The organism is Cellulomonas sp. Root137 (assembly GCF_001426725.1).
Lineage (GTDB): Bacteria > Actinomycetota > Actinomycetes > Actinomycetales > Cellulomonadaceae > Cellulomonas.
Genome location: NZ_LMFG01000001.1, coordinates 2433290 through 2455749 on the forward strand (window position 1 = coordinate 2433290; position 22460 = coordinate 2455749).

Sequence of the window (22460 nt, forward strand, 5' to 3'; positions counted from 1 at the left end):
CCCTCGCGGACGCGGCCCGTGCCGGCCGTCGATCGAAGGAGCACGCCCCGCATGGTCGCCTCAGGAACCGCCACCGGAACCGCGCAGATCGGCGTCACCGGGTTGGCGGTGATGGGCCGCAACCTGGCCCGGAACTTCGCGCGCAACGGCTACACGGTGGCGATCCACAACCGCTCGTACGCCAAGACCGCCTCGCTCGTGGCGGACCACGGCGACGAGGGCGCGTTCGTGCCGTCGGAGTCGGTCGAGGACTTCGTCGCGTCGCTGGCCCGGCCGCGCAAGGTCGTCGTGATGGTCAAGGCCGGCGGCCCCACGGACGCGGTCATCGACGAGCTGGTGCCGTTCCTGGAGGAGGGCGACATCGTCGTCGACGCCGGCAACGCGCACTTCCCGGACACGATCCGCCGCGAGGCCGCCCTGCGGGAGAAGGGGCTCCACTTCGTCGGCTCCGGCGTGTCCGGCGGCGAGGAGGGCGCGCTGCTCGGCCCGTCGATCATGCCCGGGGGCACCAAGGAGTCCTACGAGTCGCTCGGTCCGATCCTGGAGAAGATCTCCGCCAAGGTCGACGGCGTGCCGTGCTGCACCTACGTCGGCCCCGACGGCGCCGGGCACTTCGTGAAGATGGTGCACAACGGCATCGAGTACGCCGACATGCAGCTCATCGCCGAGGCCTACGACCTGCTGCGCCAGGGGCTGGGTGCCTCGGCCGCGGAGATCGGGCAGATCTTCGCCGAGTGGAACACAGGCGACCTGGAGTCGTTCCTCATCGAGATCACCGCGGACGTCCTGCAGCACGTGGACGCCGAGACGGGGTCGGCGTTCGTCGACATCGTGCTCGACCAGGCGGAGCAGAAGGGCACCGGGCGCTGGACCGTCCAGAACGGTCTGGACCTGGGCGTGCCGATCACCGGGATCGCGGAGGCCACCTTCGCCCGTGCGCTGTCCGGCTCCGTGCCGCAGCGGTCCGCAGCGGTCGGCGTCCTGCAGGCGCACACCACCGAGTGGGACGTCACCGACCGGGACGCGTTCATCGAGGACGTGCGCCTCGCCCTGTACGCGTCCAAGGTCGTCGCGTACTCGCAGGGCTTCGACCAGATCGCCGCGGCGAGCGCCGAGTTCGGCTGGGACATCGACCGCGGCGCCATGGCCCGCATCTGGCGCGGCGGCTGCATCATCCGCGCCCGGTTCCTCAACCGGATCACCGAGGCGTACGAGCGCGACGCGAACCTGCCGCTGCTCCTCGCCGACGAGTACTTCACCGGCGCGGTCGGCAACGGCGTGGCTGCCTGGCGCCGCATCGTGGCCGGCGCCGCGCTGCACGGGGTGCCGACCCCGGCGTTCGCGTCCTCGCTGAGCTACTACGACGGCGTGCGTGCCGAGCGGCTGCCGGCCGCGCTGATCCAGGCGCAGCGCGACTTCTTCGGCGCGCACACCTACCGCCGCACCGACAAGGACGGCACGTTCCACACCGAGTGGTCGGGCGACCGCACCGAGCAGACCGCGTGAGCGGGACCACGCTGCAGCCCGTCATCCTCGGCGCCGACATCGGCGTGTACGCCCTGGCCCGCTCGTTCCACGAGGCCTACGGCGTCACCTCCGTGGTCGTGGCCGGCGCGGCGCTCGGTCCGGTCGCGCACTCGCGCATCGTCCGGCACGAGATCGTCGCGGACGGTCACGACCCCCGCCAGCTGGTGGACCGTCTGGTCGAGGTCGCGAAGGCCAACCCCGACAGCCGGCTGCTGCTCATGGCCAACTCGGACTGGCTGGTCCGCGTGGTCGTGCAGCACCGCGCGCTGCTCGAGCAGTACTACGTGGTGCCGTTCCTGTCGGAGCACCTGCTCGACCGGATCTCCGACAAGGCCACCTTCGCGGAGATCTGCGACGACCTCGGGATCTCCGTGCCGCGGACGATCGTGCAGGAGTTCGGCTCGGAGCCGTGGGAAGCCGCACCCGTCGACCTGGAGTACCCGCTGATCGCGAAGGCGGCCAGCAGCGCGGACTACCAGGACGTCGAGTTCGAGGGCAAGAAGAAGGTCTTCGAGATCGCCACCGCCGACGAGCTCGCGTGGCTCTGGGGCGCGCTGCGCGGTGCGGGCTTCCGCGGCCGGTTCGTCGTGCAGGAGCTGGTGCCCGGCGACGACACGCAGATGCGGTCCATCACTGCGTACGTGGACACGCACGGCGAGATCACGCTGCTGTGCTCGGCGCACGTGCTCCTGGAGGAGCACACGCCGTCCGGCCTGGGCAACCCGGCCGCGATGATCACCAGCCGGGACGATGCGATGCTCGAGCAGGCGCGGACGTTCCTCGCGTCGACGGGGTACCGGGGGTTCGCCAACTTCGACGTCAAGGTGGATCCGCGCACCGGTGTGTTCCGGTTCTTCGAGGTCAACCCGCGGATCGGCCGGAACAACTACTACGTGACCGCGGCGGGGGCCAACCCGATGCGGTTCGTGGTCGAGGACGCCGTCGAGGGTCGCTCGGTGCCGCCGGTCGTGGTCGACAAGGAGATCCTCTACTCGGTCGTCCCGCACCGGCTGCTGCTGCGCTACGTGCGCGATCCTGAGCTGGCCGCGCGGGTCCGCCGGCTGATCAAGGCGAACGCGGTCGCGCACCCGTTGGCGTACCGCGGGGACCTGTCGCCGCGTCGACGCCTGTACGTCTGGATGGCGCTGGTCAACCAGGTCCGCAAGTTCCGCCGGTACTACCCGGCGGTCACGTCGACCGGGTTCTGAGGACGCGCGAGAGGCCGGCACCCAGCGGGGTGCCGGCCTCTGGTGCGTCCTGGCTCAGCCGAGCTCGCTGGTGCCCGCGTACAGGTGCAGCACCGGGACCTGGAGCTCCTCGCGGGCGCGGGACGCCCAGTCGCGGTGGAACGTGTCCTCGACGGCGTGCGGGTAGGTCACCACGGCGACCTCGGCGACGTCACCGTCCGCGACCGCGGCCTTGAGGGCGGGCAGCGGGTCGTCGTCGACCACCGTGCCGGTGGCCTCCCGGCCGGCCGCGGCGAACGCCGCGATGCTCCCGGCCAGCTGCTCGTCCGCCGTGGCCTTGGCCTCGTGATGGGACGGCTCCTTGCCGATCGCGCGGTGCCAGGCTTCCTTGAGCTCGCCGAGGCTGAGGTTGTCGATGATCGTCGAGACGAGAGGGCGGTCGGTGTCCGCCGGGACGAGCACGCGGTACGCGTACGTCTCGCCCTCGTGCAGGGCGAGCAGGTTCGCCACGTCGGCGCTGGCCAGGGTGTCCTCCGTGAGGACGATGATCGTGTCGGTCACGCGCCGAGCCTAGCCACCTGCCAGCGACCCAGCAGCACGCCGTCCGCGTGCAGCAGGTGCCGGAGGGTGAGCGCGCGTGCCGGCTCGAGCCACGTGGGCAGGTGCGTCACGCGCCCGGCGGGGCCGCCGACCAGCTGCGGGCTCCACGTGAGGCAGAGCTCGTCGACCAGGTCCGCGTCCACCAGCTGGGCCAGGAGCGTCGGGCCGCCCTCGGCCAGGATGTGCGTCAGTCCGCGCTCGGCGAGGGCGGCGACGACGGCGCGGGGATCGACGGCGCCGGGCACCCCGCCGTCCGCGACGATCACCCGATCGGCCCCGATCCGCGCGCGCAGGCCCCCCAGCGACGGGGCAGAGCCGGTGGTGAGCACGAGCGGGGGGCGGTCGGTGTCGAGCAGCGAGTCGGGGAGCTCGCCGCCGGCCGTGACGATCGCGAGCTCCAGGGCGTCCGGCCGGCCGAGCGTCCTCCGGGCGGCTCTCAGCTCCGGGGGCACGTCCAGCGGCGGGTAGCGCTCCGCGCGGGCGGTGCCGGCACCCACCAGGACGACGTCCGCCAGGGCACGCAGCACGCGGAACACCCGGAGGTCGGCGGGGCCGTTGATCGACCCGCTCACGCGGTTGGCGCCGGTCGCGGCGCCGTCGACGGTGCTCACCATGTTGGCGCGCACGTGCGCACCGGTGCCCGGCCCGTCCGCGAACATGGCGACCAGCTCGGCCTCGTCACCGCGGGGTGCGAGGTGCCGCACGGGGGCGTCGAGCGGCAGCAGCACGTCGAGCGCAGGAAGGTCGGGCACGCTCGCCAACCTAGGCCAGGACGTCCGCCAGCGCCGCCACGTCCCCGATCACGACGACGGCCGGGTTGCCGACGCCACGCTCCCGGGCCCGGTCCGCGATGTCGGCCAGCGTCCCGACCGTCGTCCGCTGTGCGGGCAGGGTGCCGTTCTCGATGATGGCGACCGGGGTGCCGGGGTCCTTGCCGTGCGCCAGGAGGGCACGCGTGTGCGAGGGCAGCTGTGCGACGCCCATGAGCAGGACGAGCGTGCCGTCCAGGCGCGCCAGGGTGGCCCAGTCGGGGGCGGTGTCGTGCGCGGACAGGATGGTCACCTGGCGGGCCATCCCGCGGTGCGTCACGGGGATCCCCGCGGCCGCCGGCACGGCGAGCGCGCTCGTCACGCCCGGGACGACCTCGACGGGGACGCCCGCGGTGAGGCACGCCAGCACCTCCTCGCCGCCGCGGCCGAGCACGAACGAGTCGCCGCCCTTGAGGCGCACCACGCGGTGGCCGGCCCGGGCGCGCTCCACGAGGACCGCGTTGATCTCGGTCTGCGTCAGGGTGTGCGCGTGCGGGGACTTGCCGGCCTCGATGACCTCGACCGCCGGGTCCAGCTCCGCCAGCAGTGCGCGCGGCGCCAGGCGGTCGACGACCACGACGTCGGCCTCGGCCAGCGCGCGTCGTCCCCGGGTGGTGATGAGGCCGGGGTCGCCGGGGCCGCCACCGACGAGGGTCACGCGGCCGGTCGTCGGGCGGTGGTGGCGCAGGGGGAGCCCGCCGGTGTCCAGCAGGAGCGCGATCGCGTTGCGCAGCGCGACCGCCCGACGTGGGTCGCCGCCGGTGCCGATGGCGACGGTCACGTCGCCGGACCGCGCGACCGCCGGCGTCCAGGCGCTGGACGCGCTCGCGTCGTCCGCGCGGACGCACCACAGGCGGGAGGCCTCGGCGTCGGCCGCGACCGCGTCGTCGACCGCGCGGTCGCCCGTCGCGGTGTGCACGAGCCAGGCGGCGTCGAGGTCGGTGGCGAGGTAGTCGCGTGCTCGCCAGGTCACGCGTCCGGCGGACGCCAGCTCCGCGAGGTCCTCGCACAGCGCCGGTGCGACGACGACGACGTCCGCGCCGTCGTCGACCAGCCGTGCCGCGCGGCGGGCGGCGACGGGGCCGCCGCCCACGACGACGACGCGCCGACCGTGGACGTCGAGCAGCAGCGGGTGCTGGGGGGTGCTCATATGCCGGCCCCCGCGAACCAGTCGTCGTCGTCCTGCGCGGCCGAGGTCGGTGCGAGCCGGTCCAGCAGCGTGGCGCCGATCATGCCGGCGGCGAGCGTGGTGCCGTCCGCGGGGTCGACCAGCAGGAACCCGCCGGTGCGCCGGTGTGTGGCGTACTCGTCGAGCACGATCGGCTCCGCCAGCCGGATCTTGACCCGCCCGATCGCGTTGAGCGTCAGGGCGCGCGGCGGGATGTCCGAGGAGGTGTCGGTGGCGTCGACCGCGTGCAGGGTGTCCACGCCGTCCCAGGCCTCGACGGTGAGCGTGTCCACGTCCAGGCGCGCGTTCACCTCGCGCAGCAGCGCCCGGACCGTGCGGGTGCCGACGCGGACCAGGAGGCGGGCGCCCAGGACGCTGCGCTTCTCGGCCAGCCAGCAGACGGTGCCCTCCAGGTCGGACCCGACGGTGACCGTCGCGGCCGTGGGCACGAGGACGTCGCCGCGGGCCACGTCGACGTCGTCGGCCAGCCGGAGCGTGACCGACTGCGGCGCGTGCGCCTCGGTGAGCGGTCCGTCGAACGTGTCGATGCCGACGACCGTGCTCCGCTTGCCCGAGGGGAGGACGGTCACCTCGTCACCCACGGTCACGACGCCGGACGCCACCCGGCCCGCGTAGCCGCGGTAGTCGGGGTGCTCCGCGGTGCGCGGCCGGATGACCACCTGCACGGGGAACCGGAACGGCTCGGACAGGGCGTCGCGGCCCACCTCGACGGACTCGAGGTGCTCCAGCAGCGTCGGTCCGTCGTACCAGGGCGTCCGCGTCGAGCGGTCCACGACGTTGTCGCCGGCGAGCGCCGAGAGCGGGACGGCGGTCACGTCCGGGATGCCGAGGCTGACGGCGTAGGCGGTGAACTCGTCCGCGATGGCGCGGAAGGTGGCCTCGTCGAAGTCGACCAGGTCCATCTTGTTCACGGCGAGCACCACGTGCGGCACCCGCAGGAGGGCCGTGATCGTCGCGTGCCGGCGGGTCTGCTCCAGCACGCCCTTGCGGGCGTCCACCAGCACGATCGCCAGCTCGGCCGTGGACGCGCCGGTGACCATGTTGCGCGTGTACTGCACGTGCCCCGGGGTGTCGGCGAGCACGAACGCGCGGGTGGCCGTCGAGAAGTACCGGTACGCCACGTCGATCGTGATGCCCTGCTCGCGCTCGGCGCGCAGGCCGTCGGTCAGCAGGGCCAGGTCGACGTCGCCGCCGCCGCGGGCCAGCGTCGCCGCCTCGACCGCGCTCAGCTGGTCGGCCAGGACCGACTTGGTGTCGTACAGCAGTCTCCCGATCAGGGTGCTCTTGCCGTCGTCGACGGATCCGGCCGTGGCCAGGCGCAGGAGGTCCCGCGTCGCGTGCTCGGTCACGTGCTGCGTCTCCTCGGTCGGTTCCAGCTGGACGGTGGGGGCGCCCATCAGAAGTACCCCTCGCGCTTGCGGTCCTCCATCGCGGCCTCCGAGGCGCGGTCGTCGGCGCGGGTGGCGCCCCGCTCGGTGAGGCGACTGGCACCCACCTCGACGATGACCTCGGGGACCGTCGACGCGGTCGACTCCACGGCGCCGGTGCAGCTCATGTCCCCGACCGTGCGGTACCGGACGGTGCGCACCTCGAGCGTCTCGCCGGTGCGCGGGCCGCCCCACCCGCCGGGTGCCAGCCACATGCCGTCGCGCAGGAAGACCTCACGCTGGTGCGAGTAGTAGATGGCTGGGAGCTCGATCTGCTCACGCTCGATGTAGCGCCACACGTCGAGCTCGGTCCAGTTGGACAGGGGGAAGACGCGGACGTGCTCCCCGAGCCTGTGGCGGCCGTTGTACAGGTCCCACAGCTCGGGTCGCTGCCGGCGCGGGTCCCACTGGCCGAACTCGTCCCGCAGCGAGAACACCCGCTCCTTGGCGCGGGCCTTCTCCTCGTCGCGACGCCCGCCGCCGAACACCGCGTCGAACTTGTGCGCCGTGATGCCGTCGAGCAGGGGGACCGTCTGCAGCGCGTTGCGCGAGCCGTCGGCCCGCTCGCTCACGCGGCCGTCGTCGATGGCGTCCTGCACGCTCGCGACGACGAGCCGCAGCCCGTGCTCGGCCACCACGCGGTCGCGGTACTCGATGACCTCGGGGAAGTTGTGCCCGGTGTCCACGTGCATGAGCGCGAACGGCACGGGGGCCGGCCAGAACGCCTTGCGCGCCAGGTGCAGCATGACGATGGAGTCCTTGCCGCCGCTGAACAGCAGGACCGGACGCTCGAACTCGCCGGCCACCTCGCGCATGACGTGGATGCCCTCGGACTCCAAGGCGTCCAGCTGGGTGAGGGTGACGACGCTCATGTGTGCAACCCGCATTCGATCTTGGAGGTACCGGACCAGCGACCCGCTCGCGGGTCCTCGCCGGGGGCGACGGCGCGCGTGCAGGGGGCGCAGCCGATGGACGCGTAGCCGGCCTGGCGCAGCGGGTTCAGCACCACGTGGTGCTCCTCGACGTAGGCGTCCACGTCGTCCTGCGTCCACGCGGCCAGGGGGTTGAGCTTGACCTTGCCGCGCTTGGCGTCCCAGCCGACGACCGTGATGTCGGTGCGGGTCGGGGCGTCCTCGCGGCGCATGCCGGTGATCCACGCGGTGTACGGCTCCAGGCCGCGCTCCAGCGGCTCGACCTTGCGCAGGGCGCAGCACAGGTTCGGGTCGCGGTCGTGCAGCTTCTCGCCGTGCTCCGCGTCCTGCTCGGCGACCGTGCGCAGCGGCAGGATCGTGCGGAGCTGGATGTTCGTGAAGTCGGCGTAGTAGTCGCGCGTGCCGAGGGTCTCGGCGAAGTGGTAGCCGGTGTCGAGGAAGATCACGTCGATGCCGGGCACCGCCGCGGCGGCGAGGTGCACGAGCACCTCGTCGCCCATCGAGGACGCCAGCACCAGGTCGGTGCCGAACGTCTGCGCGGCCCACCGCAGGATGTCCGAGGGGTGCGCGCCCTCGAGGTCACGGCCCGCCTGCTCGGCGAGCTGCTGGAGGTCGGCGGTGATCATGAGCGCGTCACCAGCCCGACGAACCGCAGCCCGAACGCGCGGGTGCACGCGCGGCACTCCCACTCCCCGTGCTTCTCGCCGGCCGGCCACAGGTCCTCGCTGGCGCAGAAGGGGCAGTAGTAGGGGACCGCTCGCTCGGAGCCGCTGGTGCTCATCGCAGGTCCTCCTCGTCCGCCCGGTGCGCCCAGTGCGCGAACAGCTCGCCCTCGGTGCGCTGCTCGTCGAACTTGCGCGTGACGCGCTCGATGTAGTCGGGCAGCTCCTCGGCCGGCACGCGCAGGCCGCGCAGCGTCTTGCCCAGCCCGCTGGTCAGCCCGAGCCCGCCGCCGAGGTGCACCTGGTAGCCGTCCTCGCCGTTCGCCAGCGCGCCCTTGAGGCCGATGTCGGCGGTCTGGATCCGGGCGCACGAGTTGGGGCAGCCGTTGAGGTTGATGGTGATCGGCTGGTCGAACGTGGGCAGCCGGTTCTCCAGCTCGCCGATCAGGTGCGTCGCGCGTGCCTTGGTCTCGACGATGGCCAGCTTGCAGAACTCGATGCCGGTGCACGCCATGGTGCCGCGGCGGAACGTGCTCGCCGTCCGGACGTGCAGCCCGGCGGCCTCGAGCCCGTCGACCAGGGCGTCGACCTTGTCCGGCGCGACGTCGAGGATGACGAGCTTCTGCTCGACGGTCAGCCGGATCCGGGCGGAGCCGGCCGCCTCGACCAGGTCGGCGACCTGCCCGAGCAGCTCCCCGGAGATGCGTCCGACGGTCGGGGCGACGCCGACGTAGAAGTTGCCGTCCTTCTGCGGGTGCACGCCGACGTGGTCGCGGCGGCCGGTGGGCGGCGGGGGAGGCGCGGGGCCGTCCGTCAGGGTCCAGCCCAGGTACTCGGCCTCGAGCACCTGCCGGAACAGCTCGGCACCCCAGTCGGCCACGAGGAACTTCAGGCGTGCGCGGGTGCGCAGCCGGCGGTAGCCGTAGTCGCGGAAGATCCCCACCACGCCGGTCCAGACCTCGGGGATCTGCTCGAGGGTGACGAACGCGCCCAGCCGGACGCCGAGCTTGGGGTTGGTCGACAGCGCGCCGCCCACCCAGACGTCGAAGCCGGGTCCGAGCTCCGGGTGCACCACGCCGACGAACGCGACGTCGTTGATCTCGTGCGCGACGTCGTGGTGCGGCGATCCGCTGATCGCGGTCTTGAACTTGCGCGGCAGGTTGGAGAACGCCGGGTCGCCGATGTAGCGCTCCGCGATCTCGCGGATTGCGGGCGTGCCGTCGATGATCTCGTCGGCCGCGACCCCGGCGACGGGGGAGCCGAGGATGACGCGGGGCGTGTCGCCGCACGCCTCCTGCGTGCTCAGGCCGGTGGCCTCGAGCCGACGCCAGATCTCCGGGACGTCCTCGACGCGGATCCAGTGCAGCTGGATGTTCTGCCGGTCGGTGATGTCCGCGGTGCCGCGACCGAACTCCACCGAGACCTCGGAGATGACGCGCAGCTGCTCGAGGCTCAGGGCGCCGCCGTCGCAGCGGACGCGGAGCATGAAGTACTCGTCGTCGAGCTCGTGCGGCTCGAGGGTGGCGGTCTTGCCGCCGTCGATGCCGGGCTTGCGCTGGGTGTAGAGGCCCCACCAGCGCATCCGCCCGCGCAGGTCCTCCGGCGCGATGCTCGCGAAACCCTCGCGCGAGTAGACCGTCTCGATGCGGTGGCGGACGTTCAGGCCGTCGTCGTCCTGCTTGAACTGCTCGTTCCCGTTGAGGGGTTCGCGCTGGTCGAAGGCCCACTGGCCCTCGGCACGAGCAGCGGGCGGGGCGATCCTGGTGTGCGCCATAGGGGCGTTATCTCCGGGAGAACGTGGACGTGCGCCTGCACCCACCGCTCAGGGGAAGCGGTACTCCGGACGCAGACCGCGCGCCCGAGGGGGACGAGGGGCGGGGTCAGTTGCTCCGCGGACAGCAGCACACGCACAGGTCCGCGGCGACGGTGCACATGCACCGACACGAGAGGCGGAACCCGGGGGCGATCACCCGACGAGGTTGTCACGCGCACGGGGAACGCGGGAGAGGGCGTCCGGATCATGAGATTGTGCGGCCGAAATGTGGGACGCGCGTCCAGAAAGCGATAAGTAGACCGATCCAGTAGCGATTCGGGGTCGTCGCGACCGCGACGTAGGCTGCTCGATCGTGACCTCCCCGGACGCCCCGAGCGGCGCCCCCAGCCTGACCGAGCGCCGGCCCGTCGTCCCGCCGGACCGCCTGCTGGCCGAGCTCGTCCCGCCGCGCCACTTCGCCGACGAGTCCTTCGCCACCTACCGACCGGACCCCGCGCACCCCTCGCAGCGCGCCGCCGTGCAGCGGCTCTCGGCCGCCGCCGAGGAGATCCGGCGGGGACCGTCGCGCTCGTGGCTGAAGCGCGCGAAGTCCGCACCGGTCGCGATCTACCTCGACGGCGGGTTCGGGGTGGGCAAGACCCACCTGCTCGCGTCGCTCGCGCACGCCGTGGGGGTCGCGGACGCCGCCTACGGCACGTTCGTCGAGTACACCAACCTCGTCGGCGCCCTCGGCTTCCTGCCGACCGTGGAGGCGCTGGCCACCCGTCGCCTCGTCTGCATCGACGAGTTCGAGCTCGACGACCCCGGCGACACCGTCCTGATGTCCCGCCTCCTGCGCGAGCTCGCCGACCGCGGGGTCGCCCTCGCCGCCACGTCGAACACCCTCCCCGGCTCGCTCGGGGAGGGCCGGTTCGCCGCCGACGACTTCCTGCGGGAGATCCAGGCGCTCTCCGACCGGTTCGAGGTCCTGCGCATCGACGGAGACGACTACCGGCACCGCGCGGTCGTCACGGACGCCGAGGGGCTCTCCGACGACGCGGTACGGGCTGCCGCGGACGGCCGGGACGACGCGACCCTGGACGACTTCGGCGACCTGCTCGAGCACCTGGCGACCGTGCACCCGAGCCGGTACGGCGCGCTGCTCGACGGGGTCGGGCTCGTGGCGCTCACGGGCGTCCACGCGGTGCCCACGCAGGACGTCGCGCTGCGGCTGGTGGTGCTCGTGGACCGGCTGTACGACCGCGACGTGCCCGTGCTGCTGGGCGGGGCGGGAGAGAAGGACCTGTTCTCGCCCGAGATGCTCGCCGGCGGCTACCGCAAGAAGTACTACCGCGCGCTGTCGCGCCTGGGCTCGCTCGCCGCCGACGGCGCGGCGCTCGTCGGTTAGGCGAGGACGACGACGGACCGCGGGCAGGCGAGAACGAGCGCGCCGCCGGGAGTCGGTTCCACCGTCGCCGGGTCCCAGGCTGCCACCACGTCGACCGGGCCGTCCGTGTGCACGGGGATCGCGACCTCCTCGCCCGACAGGTTGATCACGACGCGCGCCGAGCCGCGGTGCAGCACCATCCAGCCGTCCCACGGCACGTCCTGCGGCCCGCCCTCGGTCGCACCGCCCCAGACCAGGTCGGTCGCCGCGAGGTCACCGGCCGCGATGTCCGGGACGGTCCGGCGCACGGAGATCAGCGTCCGGTACCAGTCGAGCAGGCGGCGGTGCTCGGGGTGCGCCGGGTCGTCGAGCTCGTCACGCGTGAGGATGCTGCCGCGGAACGGGGAGGGCGCCTGCGGGTCCGGCACCTCGATGTCGCCGCCGTACAGGACGTCCCAGCCGTGGCCGCCGAACTCGCGCCGGCGGCCGTCCCGCACGGCGGCGGCGAGCTCCGGCTCGGGGTGGTCGGTGAAGAACTGCCACGGGGTGCGGGTGCCCCACTCCTCGCCCATGAACAGCATCGGGCTGAACGGGGACAGCAGGACCAGGGCGGCCTCCACCGCGAGGCGGCCGGGGTCGAGGCGCGCCGACGGGCGGTCGCCGAGGGCACGGTTGCCCACCTGGTCGTGGGTCGACGCCGCGACGACGAACCGGTGCCCGTCGGTGCCGGGCGGGACAGGACGGCCCCAGTCGCGGCCGCGGAACGTGGACAGGCCGCCGTCGTGCAGGAACACGCTGGTCATGACCTTGTGCAGCACCTCGGGGGTGCCGAAGTCGCCGTAGTAGCCGTGCCGTTCGCCGGTGACCAGCGCGTGGATCGCGTGGTGCACGTCGTCGTCCCACTGCGCCGTCATGCCCCAGCCGCCCTCGGCGGTCGGCGTGACCGAGACCGGGTCGTTGAGGTCGGACTCGGCGATCAGGGAGAGGGGGCGGCCCAGGTCGGCGGAGAGGGCGGCGACCTCGTCGGCCAGCTGGGACAGCAGGTGCCGGTCCGAGAAGTCGATGAGCGCGTGCACGGCGTCCAGTCGCAGGGCGTCCACATGGAAGTCGCGGAACCAGCGCAGCGCGCTGTCGCACACCCAGCGGCGCACCTCGTCGGACCCCGGCCCGTCCAGGTTGATCGCCGATCCCCACGGGGTCTGGTGCGCGTCGGTGAAGTACGGACCGAACTCGCCCAGGTAGTTGCCGGACGGGCCCATGTGGTTGTGCACGACGTCCAGGCAGACGCCCAGGCCACGAGCGTGCGCGGCGTCGACGAAGGCCTGGAGCGCTGCCGGGCCGCCGTACGGCTCGTGCACCGCGAACGTGCCGACGCCGTCGTAGCCCCACCCGTGGACCCCGCTGAACGGGGCGACCGGCAGCAGCTCGACCAGGTCGACCCCCAAGGAGACGAGCTCGTCGAGATGGTCGACCGCGGAGGTCAACGTGCCCTCGGCGGTGAACGTGCCGACGTGCAGCTCGTACGTCACGTGCCCGCGGGCGTCGACGCCGGCCCACCCGTCGTCGCTCCACCGGAAGGCGGACGCGTCGAACACGCGGCTGGGGCCGTGCACCCCGGACGGCTGCCAGGCGCTGCGCGGATCGGGACGGGGATCGCTCCCGTCGACCGAGAACGCGTAGTCGGTGCCGTGCGGCAGGTCGCGGTCGTCGGACCACCAGCCGTCCTCGGCGGAGAGCGACGTGCGCGACGATCCCACGACGAGGTCGACGCGCTCGGCCGAGGGTGCCCAGACCCGTGCCCGCACCGGGGTCACCTCTCCGCCCGCACGAGCAGGGCGACGGGCAGGCGGTCGAGCACCGGGCCGACGTCCACCACGCCGCCGGCGACGGGTCGGTCGGTGAGCACGTCGTGCCAGTCGCCGTCGGGCAGGGCGACCGTGTGGTCGGACCAGCCGCCGAGGCGGTCCACCGCGGCCGCGAGCCGGGTGGCGACGACCGCGACGCGAGCGTCGCCCGCCACGGTCCGGGCGTACGTGAGCGTGTGCCCGGACGAGTGGGCCAGGGGCAGGAACCCGCTGTCCGGGCCGACGAACGCCTCGGGCAGCGAGCGGCGCACACGCAGCGCGCGGGACGTGACCAGCAGCTTCTCGTCGGCGAGGTCCCGGGGACCGGCGCCGTCGTCGAGGCGCGCGAGGCGGGCGGCGAGGGGACCGACCTCGACGAACCGGCGGTTGTCCGGGTCCACGAGCACCGGGTTCGGCACCTCGGTGCCCTGGTAGACGTCGGCGATGCCCGGCAGGGTCAGCTGGACCAGCTTCGTGCCCAGGGTCGCCGCGCGGACGGCCGGGCGGGTCCGGACCTCCCAGCCGCCGAGCAGCTCGGCGACCGTCGGGTCGAGCAGGGCCTGCCGTGCGGCGTCGAGCACCGCGCGCTCGTACGCCTCGTCGGGCGCGGTCCACGTGGTCCGGCTCTTCGCCTCGCGGATCGCCTTGGTCAGGTACTCGACCAGCCGGTCCTCGGTGATCGGGCCGTCGTCGGTCCACGTGCCCGCGAGCGTCTGCCAGAGCAGGTACTCCGCGCGACCGTCGAGCAGGGCGCTCCGGTAGGGCGCGGAGGCGGCGCGCAGTCCGTCGACGAGCACGGACCACTCGCGCGGCAGCTCGCTGAGGACCCCGAGCCGCGACCGGGTGTCCTCGCCGCGCTTGGTGTCGTGGGTGGACAGCGTCGTCATGCCGAGGGGTGCGGAGACCTGCTGCTCGGCGGCCCACGCGGACAGGTCGGTGGGGGTGAGGGCGAACTGCTCCGGTGCGCCGCCGACCTCGCACAGGCCGGTCAGGTGGGTCCAGCGGTAGAACGCCGTGTCCTCGACGCCCTTGGCCATCACGGCGCCGCACGTCTGCTGGAACCGCACGATGAGCTCGTCGCGCCGGGCGCCGCGTGTCCGCCCCGCGCTGCCGACCTCGCGGCCGAGCAGGAGGTCGACGACGACGTCCATGGTCTCGCTGCGTTCCGGGGACAGCCGGCCCCGCGCGTGCGCGGCCGCCGCGAGCATGACCTCGAGCGACTCCGGGTGCACCGGCTCGCCCGGGACGACGTACGCGCGGTACCGGTCGAACGCGACGAGCAGCTCGATCAGGCAGTCCTCGAGGGCGCGCCACGTGTGGTCGCGCAGGCGCAGGTCGTCGCGGCAGATGTCCGCGGCCAGCGAGGTCAGCCGGTGCACCTCGGCGTACAGGGGACCGTCGACGATCTCGCGCTTGGCCTGCTCGGCGATCGCCGGGAAGGCGTCGGACGTGTCGTCGGTGAGGCGGTGCATGACGGCGCCGAGGACCGCCGCACCACCGGGGTCGACGAACGTCTCCTGGATGCGCCAGAGCGCCTCGTAGCCGGTGCTGCCGGCGGTCTCCCAGTCGGGTGGGAGCGTCTCGGCGCCCTCGAGGATCTTCTCGACGACCACCCAGGCGCCACCGCTCGCCTCGCGCAGCCGTGCCAGGTAGCCGGCCGGGTCGGCCAAACCGTCCGGGTGGTCGATGCGCAGGCCGTCGATCGTTCCGTCCTCGAGCAGTGACAGGACGAGCGCGTGGGTGGCGTCGAACACCGCCGGGTCCTCGACGCGGACCGCCAGGAGGGTCCCGACGTCGAAGAACCGCCGGTAGTTGAGCTCCTCGTCGGCCACCCGCCAGTACGCCAGGCGGTAGTGCTGGCGCTCGACCAGCTCCGCGAGCGACAGCGACTCCGTGCCGGGCCGGACCGGGAAGACGTGGTCGTAGTAGCGCAGGACGGTGCGCGTCCCCTCGCCGGGGATCTCGACCTCGTCCAGCGCCAGCTCGTCGCGTCCGAGGACGGCTCCGATGCGGTCGCCGAGCACGGGCATGAGCACCGCACCGTCGCCCGCGGACCAGTCGACGTCGAACCAGTCGGCGTAGGGGGAGTCCGGACCCTCGGCGAGCACGGACCACAGCGCCCGGTTGTGCCACACCGGCGTGGGGACCGCCATGTGGTTGGGCACGATGTCGAGCACGAGGCCCAGCCCGGCGTCGTGCGCGGTCGTGGCCAGCCGGCGCAGGGCCGGCAGGCCGCCGAGCTCGGGGGCGATCTCGTCGTGGTCGACGACGTCGTACCCGTGCGTCGAGCCCGGCGCGGCGCGCAGGATCGGCGACAGGTAGACGTGCGTGACCCCGAGCGTGGCCAGGTACGGCACCCGCGCCGCGACGTCGTCGAGCGTCAGGTCCGTGCCCAGCTGCACCCGGTAGGTCGAGACCGGCACGGGCCTGCCCGCCGTCGGCAGCCGGCGGGTGGGCGTCGGGCGGGGTTCGCTCATGCGCTGGGGCGCGGGCGGGTGGTCCGGCGCTTCGGCTTCTCGTCCGCGGGCTCCGCGTGCTTGCGACGGCCCCTGGTCTGCTTGGCCGCCTCGCTCGCCGCCGTCGCGACCGCACCGATGCCCGACGACGTCGGCGACGGAGCGATCGAGGGGCGGGTGAACACGATGATCGACTTCTCGCGAAGCTCGAGACTGGTGCCCGCCGCGACCCTGGTCCCGGCCTCGATCTGCGAGTCGGTGTCCACGACCGCGGTCCACACGTCCCCGAACCGGCTCTGCGGGAGCGTGAACCTGGCGGCGTCGGGCTGCCCGTTGAACAGGACGAGGAAGCTGTCGTCCACGATCTCCTGCCCGCGCAGGTCGGGCTCCGCGATCGCGTCGCCGTTGAGGAACACCATGACGGCGCGCGCGTGGTCGGCGGCCCAGGCCTCTTCCCGCATGTGGTGACCGTCCGGCGCGAGCCAGGCCAGGTCGAGCAGGTCGGACTCGTCCGACAGGTCGGGCTCGCCGGCGAAGAAGCGGCGCCGCCGGAACACGGGGTGGTCCTGGCGCAGGCGCACGAGCCGACGCGTGAACTCGAGCAGGTCGGTCTTCTCCTGGTCGAGGTCCCAGTCGACCCAGGAGATCGGGCTGTCCTGGCAGTAGACGTTGTTGTTCCCCTGCTGGGTCCGGCCCAGCTCGTCGCCGTGCGCGATCATCGGGACGCCCTGCGAGAGCAGCAGGGTGGTGAGGAAGTTCCGGCGCTGACGCGCGCGCAGCGCGTTGATCGAGGTGTCGTCCGTCGGGCCCTCGGCGCCGCAGTTCCAGGACCTGTTGTGGCTCTCGCCGTCGTTGTTGCCCTCGCCGTTCGCCTCGTTGTGCTTCTCGTTGTACGAGACGAGGTCGTTGAGCGTGAAGCCGTCGTGGGCGGTGAAGAAGTTGACGCTCGCGATCGGGCGCCGGCCGGTGTGCTCGTACAGGTCGGACGAGCCGGTCAGCCTGCTGGCGAACTCCCCGAGCGTCGACGGCTCGCCGCGCCAGAAGTCGCGGACCGTGTCGCGGTACTTGCCGTTCCACTCCGACCACAGCGGGGGGAAGCCACCCACCTGGTAGCCGCCGTCGCCGACGTCCCAGGGCTCGGCGATGAGCTTGACCTGCGAGACGATCGGGTCCTGGTGCACCAGGTCGAAGAACGCCGACAGGCGGTCGACCTCGTGGAACTGGCGGGCCAGCGTGGCGGCCAGGTCGAACCGGAAGCCGTCGACGTGCATCTCGGTGACCCAGTAGCGCAGCGAGTCCATGATCAGCTGGAGGACGTGCGGCGAGCGCATGAGCAGCGAGTTGCCCGTGCCCGTGGTGTCGAAGTAGTGCGCCTGGTCGTCGTCGACGAGCCGGTAGTAGTTGGCGTTGTCGATGCCGCGGAAGCTCAGCGTCGGGCCCATGTGGTTGCCCTCGGCGGTGTGGTTGTAGACCACGTCGAGGATGACCTCGATGTCCGCGGCGTGCAGCTCCTTGACCATCGCCTTGAACTCCTGCACCTGCTGGCCGGCGTTCTGGAACGCGGCGTAGCCGTTGTGCGGCGCGAAGAACCCGATGGTGTTGTAGCCCCAGTAGTTCGAGAGCCCCTTCTCGACGAGCGACGGGTCGTTGACGAACTGGTGCACGGGCATCAGCTCGACCGCTGTCACACCGAGCGACGTGAGGTGCTCGATGACCGCGGGGTGCGCCAGTCCGGCGTAGGTGCCGCGCAGCTCCTCGGGCACGGCGGGGTGCTGCATGGTGAGGCCGCGCACGTGCGTCTCGTAGACGACCGACTCGTGGTACTCGTGCTGCGGCGGGCGGTCGTGGCCCCAGTCGAAGTAGGGGTTGATGACGACGGAGGTCATCGTGTGGGCGGCGGAGTCGTCGTCGTTGCGCGTCTCGGGTGCGTCGAACTGGTACGAGTACAGCGACGGGTCACCGTCGATCTGGCCGTCGATCGCCTTGGCGTAGGGGTCGAGCAGCAGCTTGTTCGGGTTGCAACGGTCTCCCTGCGCCGGGTCGTTCGGACCGTGCACGCGGTAGCCGTAGCGCTGCCCGGGGGTGATCGCCGGCAGGTACCCGTGCCACACGAACGCGTCGATCTCGGTCAGGTTCAACCGGGTCTCGGTGCCGTCCTCGGCGATCAGGCAGAGCTCGACTCGTTCGGCCACCTCCGAGAACAGGGCGAAGTTCGTCCCGCTCCCGTCGTAGGTGGCGCCCAGGGGGTAGGGGCGTCCCGGCCACATCAGCATGGGCCCAGGGTGCCAGGCGGGCGTCCATCTGGCGCGGGGGGCGAGGACGATCGGGCGTGGAGTTCGACACACCGCCAGGCGTTGCGCTCCGGCCGACGACCTGGTGCGCTGGCGATCCGGGGTGGGCCGACGAGAGCGGAGACAGCCGTGAACGGTCAGGTCGTGGTCGTGGGAGGCGGGCTGGCGGGCGCCAAGACGGTCGAGGGGCTGCGGGAGCGCGGGTACGACGGGCGGGTCGTCCTGTTCGGTGCGGAGACCGAGCGCCCGTACGAGCGGCCGCCGCTGTCGAAGGGGTACCTGCAGGGCGGCGACGAGCGCGACAGCGCGTTCGTGCACGCCGCCGGGTGGTACGCGGACCACGACGTCGACCTGCGACTGGGCGCGACGGTCACCGCGATCGACCTCGCCGCCCACGACGTCCTCGACGGATCGCGCACCCGGACGGGCTGGGACCACCTCGTGCTCGCGACCGGCTCGGAGCCGCGGCGCCTGGACGTGCCCGGTGCGGGGCTCACGGGGGTGGTGCACCTGCGCACCCTCGACGACAGCGACCGGTTGCGCGCCCAGCTGAGCGCGTCGCCACGCGTGGTCGTGATCGGCGGGGGGTGGATCGGTCTCGAGGTCGCCGCAGCGGCGCGCGCCGCCGGGTGCACGGTCAGCGTGCTCGTCCGCGACCCCCAGCCGCTGCTGCGCGCGCTGGGCCCGGAGCTGGCGGCCATGTTCGCGGACCTCCACCGCGAGAACGGAGTCGACCTGCGGACCCGGACGGAGGTCTCCGAGATCGTCGCGGCCGGCGACGGGACGCGTGTCGGTGCGGTCGAGCTGGCGGACGGCACCCTGATCGACGCCGACCTGGTGGTCGTCGGCATCGGCGCCGCACCCCGGGTCGACCTGGCCAGGTCCGTGGGGCTGCACGTGGAGGACGGCGTGGTCGTCGACGCCCACCTGCGCTCGTCGCACCCGCACGTCCTCGCGGTCGGGGACATCGCCCGCGCGCAGCACCCGTTCCTGGGCACGCACGTGCGCGTCGAGCACTGGGCGAACGCGCTGAACCAGCCGTCCACGGCCGCGGCGACGGTCGTGGGCGCCGACGAGCCCTACGACCGGCTGCCGTACTTCTTCACCGACCAGTTCGACCTGGGCATGGAGTACGTCGGGTACGTGGGCTCGCACGGGTACGACGAGGTGGTCGTCCGCGGTGACCTGCAGAACCGGGAGCTGGTGGCGTTCTGGCGGCGCGACGGCCGGGTGCTCGCCGGGATGAACGTCAACGTGTGGGACGTGGTCGACGACGTGCAGGCGCTGATCCGGTCCCGCGCGGTGGTCGACCACGACCGCCTCGCGGACCCGGACGTGCCGCTCGCCGACCTGGTCTAGCTGGTCAGCGTCCGGTCGACGGCGCGGCGGACCACCTCGTCGTCGTCGGCGCCCTCGGCGCGCCAGCCGAGCTGCTGGATCGCGCCGTTGCCGCGACGCAGCACGGTGGAGACGTGGCGTTCCACCCAGTCGAGGTCCCCGGCGGCGGCGAGCGCGGGGCGGACGTGCTCGACGAGCTGGCCGACGACCTCGGCGGCCGGCATCGGCTCGCCCGTCAGCGGGCTCACGAGGTCGCCCGTGAGCCCCGAGCGGGCGGCCCGCCACGTCGCGGCCCGCAGCAGCTCGGTGCGCGGTTGAGGCATCGGGTCGCCCATGGCCGCCTCCGCGAGCCCGCGGACGAGCGCCGCCTGCAGGGCCGCGTCGTCGGCGTCGAGGCACACGTCCGCGACGCGCACCTCGACCGTCGGGTAGCGCGACGACAGGCGGGCGTCGAAGTAGACCATCCCCTCGTCGAGGATCGCCCCCGTCCGCAGGAGGTCCTCGATGACGGCGCGGTACCCGGCTGCGTCGCCGAACGGCGCGGTCGGGCCGGCCGTCGGCCACCGGCCCCACACCTGCGAGCGGTACGACGCGTACCCCGTGGCGCTGCCCTGCCAGGACGGGCTGTTGCCGGACAGCGCGAGCAGCACCGCGTTCCACGGCCGCAGGTGGTCGAGGATGCGGACGCCCTCCTCGTCGTCGTCGATCGAGACGTGGACGTGGCACCCGCACGTGAGCTGGTCCCGCGCGGTCTGGCCGAACTCGGCGCGGATGGCGAACGCGCGCCGGTCGGGAAGGACCGTCGACTCCACCACCTGCGGGGCCGCGGCGAGGGCCGCGATCCGCGCTCCGGCGCGCCGGGCCATCTCGTCCGTCCGCGCCCGGCCGGCGCGGATCTCGGCCGCCAGCTCGGTCAGGAGGGCCCGCGGGGGCGTCGAGGTCTCGATCTGCTCGAGCTTGAACTCCTTCTCGAGGTCGCCGCCGGGCTCGTCCGAGGACGGGTGGTCCGCGGACGACGCGTGGCGCAGGACTGCCGCGGCGACCGGCTGCGGTCTGCCCTCGGGCGTGACCAGCAGGAACTCCTCCTCGACGCCCAGGGTTCGCACCGGATCAGTGTGGGGGAGACAGCGGTGGCGCGCCTGCTCGACCGTTGACCGCGTGACGCGCGGAACGTACCGTGCAGTAACGCTGCCGTCCGAATGGTGAGATGACGCATGAGGCTGTTCCCGACCGTCCACGCGACCGGTGACCTCCCGACCCCGCACCGAGCCCACCTCGAGCGCCACGGGCTGACGTTCGTGGGGGCCGACGACGATCCTGACGTGGTCCTCCTGCTGCCGGGGACCTCGACGGCCGGCGCGTCCGGTGGAGCGAACCTCGTCGCGCTGGCCACCGGTGCCGAGGCGCCGGAGGTCACCGAGGTGCTGGCGTCCCGCGGCGTCGTGGTGCGCGCCGCGGCTGCCACGCAGCCGACCGGGCTCGTCCCCGCGGACCTCACCGCGGACGACCTCCTGGCCTGGACCACCGACGTCGAGCTGCCGGTGCGGGCGACCCTCGACCTCGGCGGGTCCGCCCAGCCCGTGCTGCGGTCGGCGACCGGGAGCCAGGCTCTGGGCAGCGTCGTCGCCGCGGGGAACCGCGACGCGGACGGCGCGTTCCTGGTGCTGGGTGTCGACCCGTCGCCCGAGGTCCTGCTCAACGCGCTGGTGTGGGCCGCCCGACCGTCGGCCCTCGAGGCGGACACGACGCGACGGTCGGACCTCGCGGCGCACCCCTCCTGGACGCGCCTGAAGCAGGACGTCACCGAGCTGCAGACCCTGCAGGTGAAGGACGGCTCGATCCCCGACGCGGCGCACCATGCGCGCGCACGGGAGCTCGTGCACACGGTCAGCGCGTCCGTGCGCGACCTCGCGGCCGAGCTGCCGCACGACGAGGACTACCTGACCGCGGTGGGCAAGGACCTCACGCGATGGGCGGACGCCGGGTTCGCCGTCCCGGACTTCCTCGACTCGCTCCTGGCCTTCCAGCCACAGCGGCAGCGCGTCGACGGGCTGCCCCACCTGGTGCTCTTCCCCATGTACACGCAGAACGGCAGCACCGACCGGCGCGTCGAGGCCGTGCTGCTCCAGGTCCGCTGGCCGGAGCTGGTGGCGCGTCTCGAGGCCGAGCAGTTCAGCAACGCGCTCTTCGTCCCCGTCACGTTCCTCGACTTCACGCCGGGGTACGACACCAACTCGGCGGTGCTGTTCCCCGAGACCGTGGCGGTCCGCGAGGTGCCGACGTTCACGTGGGGTGCGATCTTCGCGGACCGGGAGGCCGCACGGTTCCGCCGGGTGGTCCGCGCCGCCGCGGAGACGACGCGCCTCGCGCTCCCGCCCGACGCCGCCCGCCTGCTGGACGACCAGCGGCTCGCCGAGGAGACGTTCGTCCTGTGGGACCTGGTGCACGACCGCACCCACATGCGCGGTGACCTGCCGTTCGACCCCTTCATGATCAAGCAGCGGATGCCGTACTTCCTCTACTCGCTGGAGGAGCTGCGGTGCGACCTGACCGCCTTCCGGGCGGCGGTGCGGCTCGAGGGCGAGGGCGTCCCGCACGCGCGGTACGTGCAGTACGCGATCCTGTTCGACCGCCTGTTCCGGTTCCCCGTGACCGGGTCCCGGGTGCGCAACTACGACGGGCTGGGCGGTCAGCTGCTGTTCGCCTGGCTGCACCAGCACCACGTCCTGCACTGGACCGACTCGCGCCTCACCATCGACTGGCCGCAGGTGCCCGACGCCGTGATCGCGTTGGCCGAGCAGATCGAGCAGCTGTACTGGCGCTCGATCGACCGGCCCAAGACCGCGCACTGGCTCGCCGCGTACGCGCTGGTGTCCGGCACGGTGACCCCGCACCCGGCCTCGGTGTGGGCGCGCGGCGACCTGCCGCTGGACGGTCCGCCGAAGGGGTTCACCGACGCGGTGCTGGACGACGAGTTCCCGCTGTCGATGTTCTACGAGGCGCTGTCCCGCAAGATCGGCGACGTCGTGGCCTCCACCAGCGGGATCACCGCCTGAGC

The 22460-nt window shown here is 72.9% G+C and carries 17 protein-coding genes; 5 read left to right on the plus strand and 12 right to left on the minus strand.

The genetic code is table 11. From position 1 onward, the window contains the following. Positions 1 to 51: 51 nt before the first annotated feature. Positions 52 to 1506 carry an NADP-dependent phosphogluconate dehydrogenase gene (gndA, locus tag ASD18_RS11500; protein WP_056090818.1) on the plus strand — a complete coding sequence of 485 codons (1455 nt, stop codon included), beginning with the start codon at positions 52 to 54 and terminating at the stop codon, positions 1504 to 1506. Further along, the gene (locus ASD18_RS11505; RefSeq protein WP_056092121.1) at positions 1503 to 2735 is read left to right on the plus strand and encodes a hypothetical protein; all 1233 of its coding nucleotides are present in this window, start codon (positions 1503 to 1505) and stop codon (positions 2733 to 2735) included. Before gndA ends, ASD18_RS11505 begins: the two co-directional genes overlap by 4 nt. Before the next feature lie 54 nt (positions 2736 to 2789). Here the strand turns inward: ASD18_RS11505 and ASD18_RS11510 are convergent, their stop codons facing one another. From ASD18_RS11510 to ASD18_RS11540, 8 genes are read right to left on the minus strand one after another with little or no spacing between them, the layout of a single operon-like run. Then, positions 2790 to 3275: a hypothetical protein gene (locus ASD18_RS11510; RefSeq protein WP_056090821.1), complete on the minus strand. Its 486-nt coding sequence runs from the start codon at positions 3273 to 3275 to the stop codon at positions 2790 to 2792. Beyond that, entirely contained in the window at positions 3272 to 4066 is a 795-nt protein-coding gene (locus tag ASD18_RS11515) for a dihydrofolate reductase family protein (RefSeq protein ID WP_235522329.1), read from the minus strand. The genes ASD18_RS11510 and ASD18_RS11515 overlap by 4 nt, the downstream gene beginning before the upstream one ends. A 10-nt stretch (positions 4067 to 4076) precedes the next feature. Continuing rightward, complete coding sequence (cobA, locus tag ASD18_RS11520) at positions 4077 to 5273, minus strand: uroporphyrinogen-III C-methyltransferase (RefSeq protein ID WP_056090825.1); 1197 nt, start codon at positions 5271 to 5273, stop codon at positions 4077 to 4079. Continuing rightward, positions 5270 to 6709 (minus strand): sulfate adenylyltransferase subunit 1, encoded by a 1440-nt coding sequence (locus tag ASD18_RS11525; RefSeq protein ID WP_082573794.1) that lies wholly within the window; start codon positions 6707 to 6709, stop codon positions 5270 to 5272. The genes cobA and ASD18_RS11525 overlap by 4 nt, the downstream gene beginning before the upstream one ends. Continuing rightward, entirely contained in the window at positions 6709 to 7611 is a 903-nt protein-coding gene (cysD, locus tag ASD18_RS11530) for a sulfate adenylyltransferase subunit CysD (RefSeq protein ID WP_235522330.1), read from the minus strand. Before cysD ends, ASD18_RS11525 begins: the two co-directional genes overlap by 1 nt. Next, positions 7608 to 8297 (minus strand): phosphoadenylyl-sulfate reductase, encoded by a 690-nt coding sequence (locus ASD18_RS11535; protein WP_056090829.1) that lies wholly within the window; start codon positions 8295 to 8297, stop codon positions 7608 to 7610. The genes cysD and ASD18_RS11535 overlap by 4 nt, the downstream gene beginning before the upstream one ends. Next, the gene (locus ASD18_RS21340; protein WP_200938533.1) at positions 8294 to 8452 is read right to left on the minus strand and encodes a hypothetical protein; all 159 of its coding nucleotides are present in this window, start codon (positions 8450 to 8452) and stop codon (positions 8294 to 8296) included. The genes ASD18_RS11535 and ASD18_RS21340 overlap by 4 nt, the downstream gene beginning before the upstream one ends. Further along, positions 8449 to 10107 carry a nitrite/sulfite reductase gene (locus ASD18_RS11540; RefSeq protein ID WP_056090832.1) on the minus strand — a complete coding sequence of 553 codons (1659 nt, stop codon included), beginning with the start codon at positions 10105 to 10107 and terminating at the stop codon, positions 8449 to 8451. Before ASD18_RS11540 ends, ASD18_RS21340 begins: the two co-directional genes overlap by 4 nt. 352 nt (positions 10108 to 10459) lie before the next feature. Between ASD18_RS11540 and zapE the strand changes: the two genes are divergently transcribed. Then, positions 10460 to 11494, plus strand: a complete 1035-nt coding sequence (zapE, locus tag ASD18_RS11545) for a cell division protein ZapE (protein WP_056090836.1) — start codon at positions 10460 to 10462, stop codon at positions 11492 to 11494. Here the strand turns inward: zapE and treZ are convergent. Genes treZ through glgX form a run of 3 tightly spaced genes read right to left on the minus strand, consistent with a single transcriptional unit; the run spans position 11491 to position 18046 of the window. After that, positions 11491 to 13278, minus strand: coding sequence for a malto-oligosyltrehalose trehalohydrolase (gene treZ / locus ASD18_RS11550; protein ID WP_056092128.1), 1788 nt, complete (start codon positions 13276 to 13278; stop codon positions 11491 to 11493). The two genes, zapE and treZ, sit on opposite strands and share 4 nt — an antisense overlap. A gap of 5 nt (positions 13279 to 13283) precedes the next feature. Then, entirely contained in the window at positions 13284 to 15794 is a 2511-nt protein-coding gene (gene treY / locus ASD18_RS11555; protein WP_056090841.1) for a malto-oligosyltrehalose synthase, read from the minus strand. Further along, the gene (gene glgX / locus ASD18_RS11560) at positions 15791 to 18046 is read right to left on the minus strand and encodes a glycogen debranching protein GlgX (protein ID WP_056090844.1); all 2256 of its coding nucleotides are present in this window, start codon (positions 18044 to 18046) and stop codon (positions 15791 to 15793) included. The genes treY and glgX overlap by 4 nt, the downstream gene beginning before the upstream one ends. Positions 18047 to 18193: 147 nt before the next feature. On the opposite strand from glgX, the gene ASD18_RS11565 reads away from it, so the two are divergent. Beyond that, positions 18194 to 19423, plus strand: coding sequence for an NAD(P)/FAD-dependent oxidoreductase (locus ASD18_RS11565; protein ID WP_056090847.1), 1230 nt, complete (start codon positions 18194 to 18196; stop codon positions 19421 to 19423). On the opposite strand, the gene ASD18_RS11570 is transcribed toward ASD18_RS11565, so the two are convergent. Continuing rightward, entirely contained in the window at positions 19420 to 20508 is a 1089-nt protein-coding gene (locus ASD18_RS11570) for a glutamate--cysteine ligase (protein WP_369817270.1), read from the minus strand. The genes ASD18_RS11565 and ASD18_RS11570 overlap by 4 nt on opposite strands. 600 nt (positions 20509 to 21108) lie before the next feature. Between ASD18_RS11570 and ASD18_RS11575 the strand changes: the two genes are divergently transcribed. Continuing rightward, positions 21109 to 22458 carry a DUF6421 family protein gene (locus tag ASD18_RS11575; protein ID WP_056092133.1) on the plus strand — a complete coding sequence of 450 codons (1350 nt, stop codon included), beginning with the start codon at positions 21109 to 21111 and terminating at the stop codon, positions 22456 to 22458. The last annotated feature ends 2 nt before the right edge of the window (positions 22459 to 22460 follow it).

Excerpts from the sequence above, each read along its gene's own strand:
- treY (WP_056090841.1), bottom strand. The coding sequence starts at position 15,794 with ATGAGCGAACCCCGCCCGACGCCCACCCGCCGGCTGCCGACGGCGGGC.
- ASD18_RS11535 (WP_056090829.1), bottom strand. The coding sequence starts at position 8,297 with ATGATCACCGCCGACCTCCAGCAGCTCGCCGAGCAGGCGGGCCGTGAC.
- ASD18_RS11540 (WP_056090832.1), bottom strand. The coding sequence starts at position 10,107 with ATGGCGCACACCAGGATCGCCCCGCCCGCTGCTCGTGCCGAGGGCCAG.
- ASD18_RS21340 (WP_200938533.1), bottom strand. The coding sequence starts at position 8,452 with ATGAGCACCAGCGGCTCCGAGCGAGCGGTCCCCTACTACTGCCCCTTC.
- gndA (WP_056090818.1), top strand. The coding sequence starts at position 52 with ATGGTCGCCTCAGGAACCGCCACCGGAACCGCGCAGATCGGCGTCACC.
- cysD (WP_235522330.1), bottom strand. The coding sequence starts at position 7,611 with ATGAGCGTCGTCACCCTCACCCAGCTGGACGCCTTGGAGTCCGAGGGC.
- ASD18_RS11525 (WP_082573794.1), bottom strand. The coding sequence starts at position 6,709 with ATGGGCGCCCCCACCGTCCAGCTGGAACCGACCGAGGAGACGCAGCAC.
- cobA (WP_056090825.1), bottom strand. The coding sequence starts at position 5,273 with ATGAGCACCCCCCAGCACCCGCTGCTGCTCGACGTCCACGGTCGGCGC.
- glgX (WP_056090844.1), bottom strand. The coding sequence starts at position 18,046 with ATGCTGATGTGGCCGGGACGCCCCTACCCCCTGGGCGCCACCTACGAC.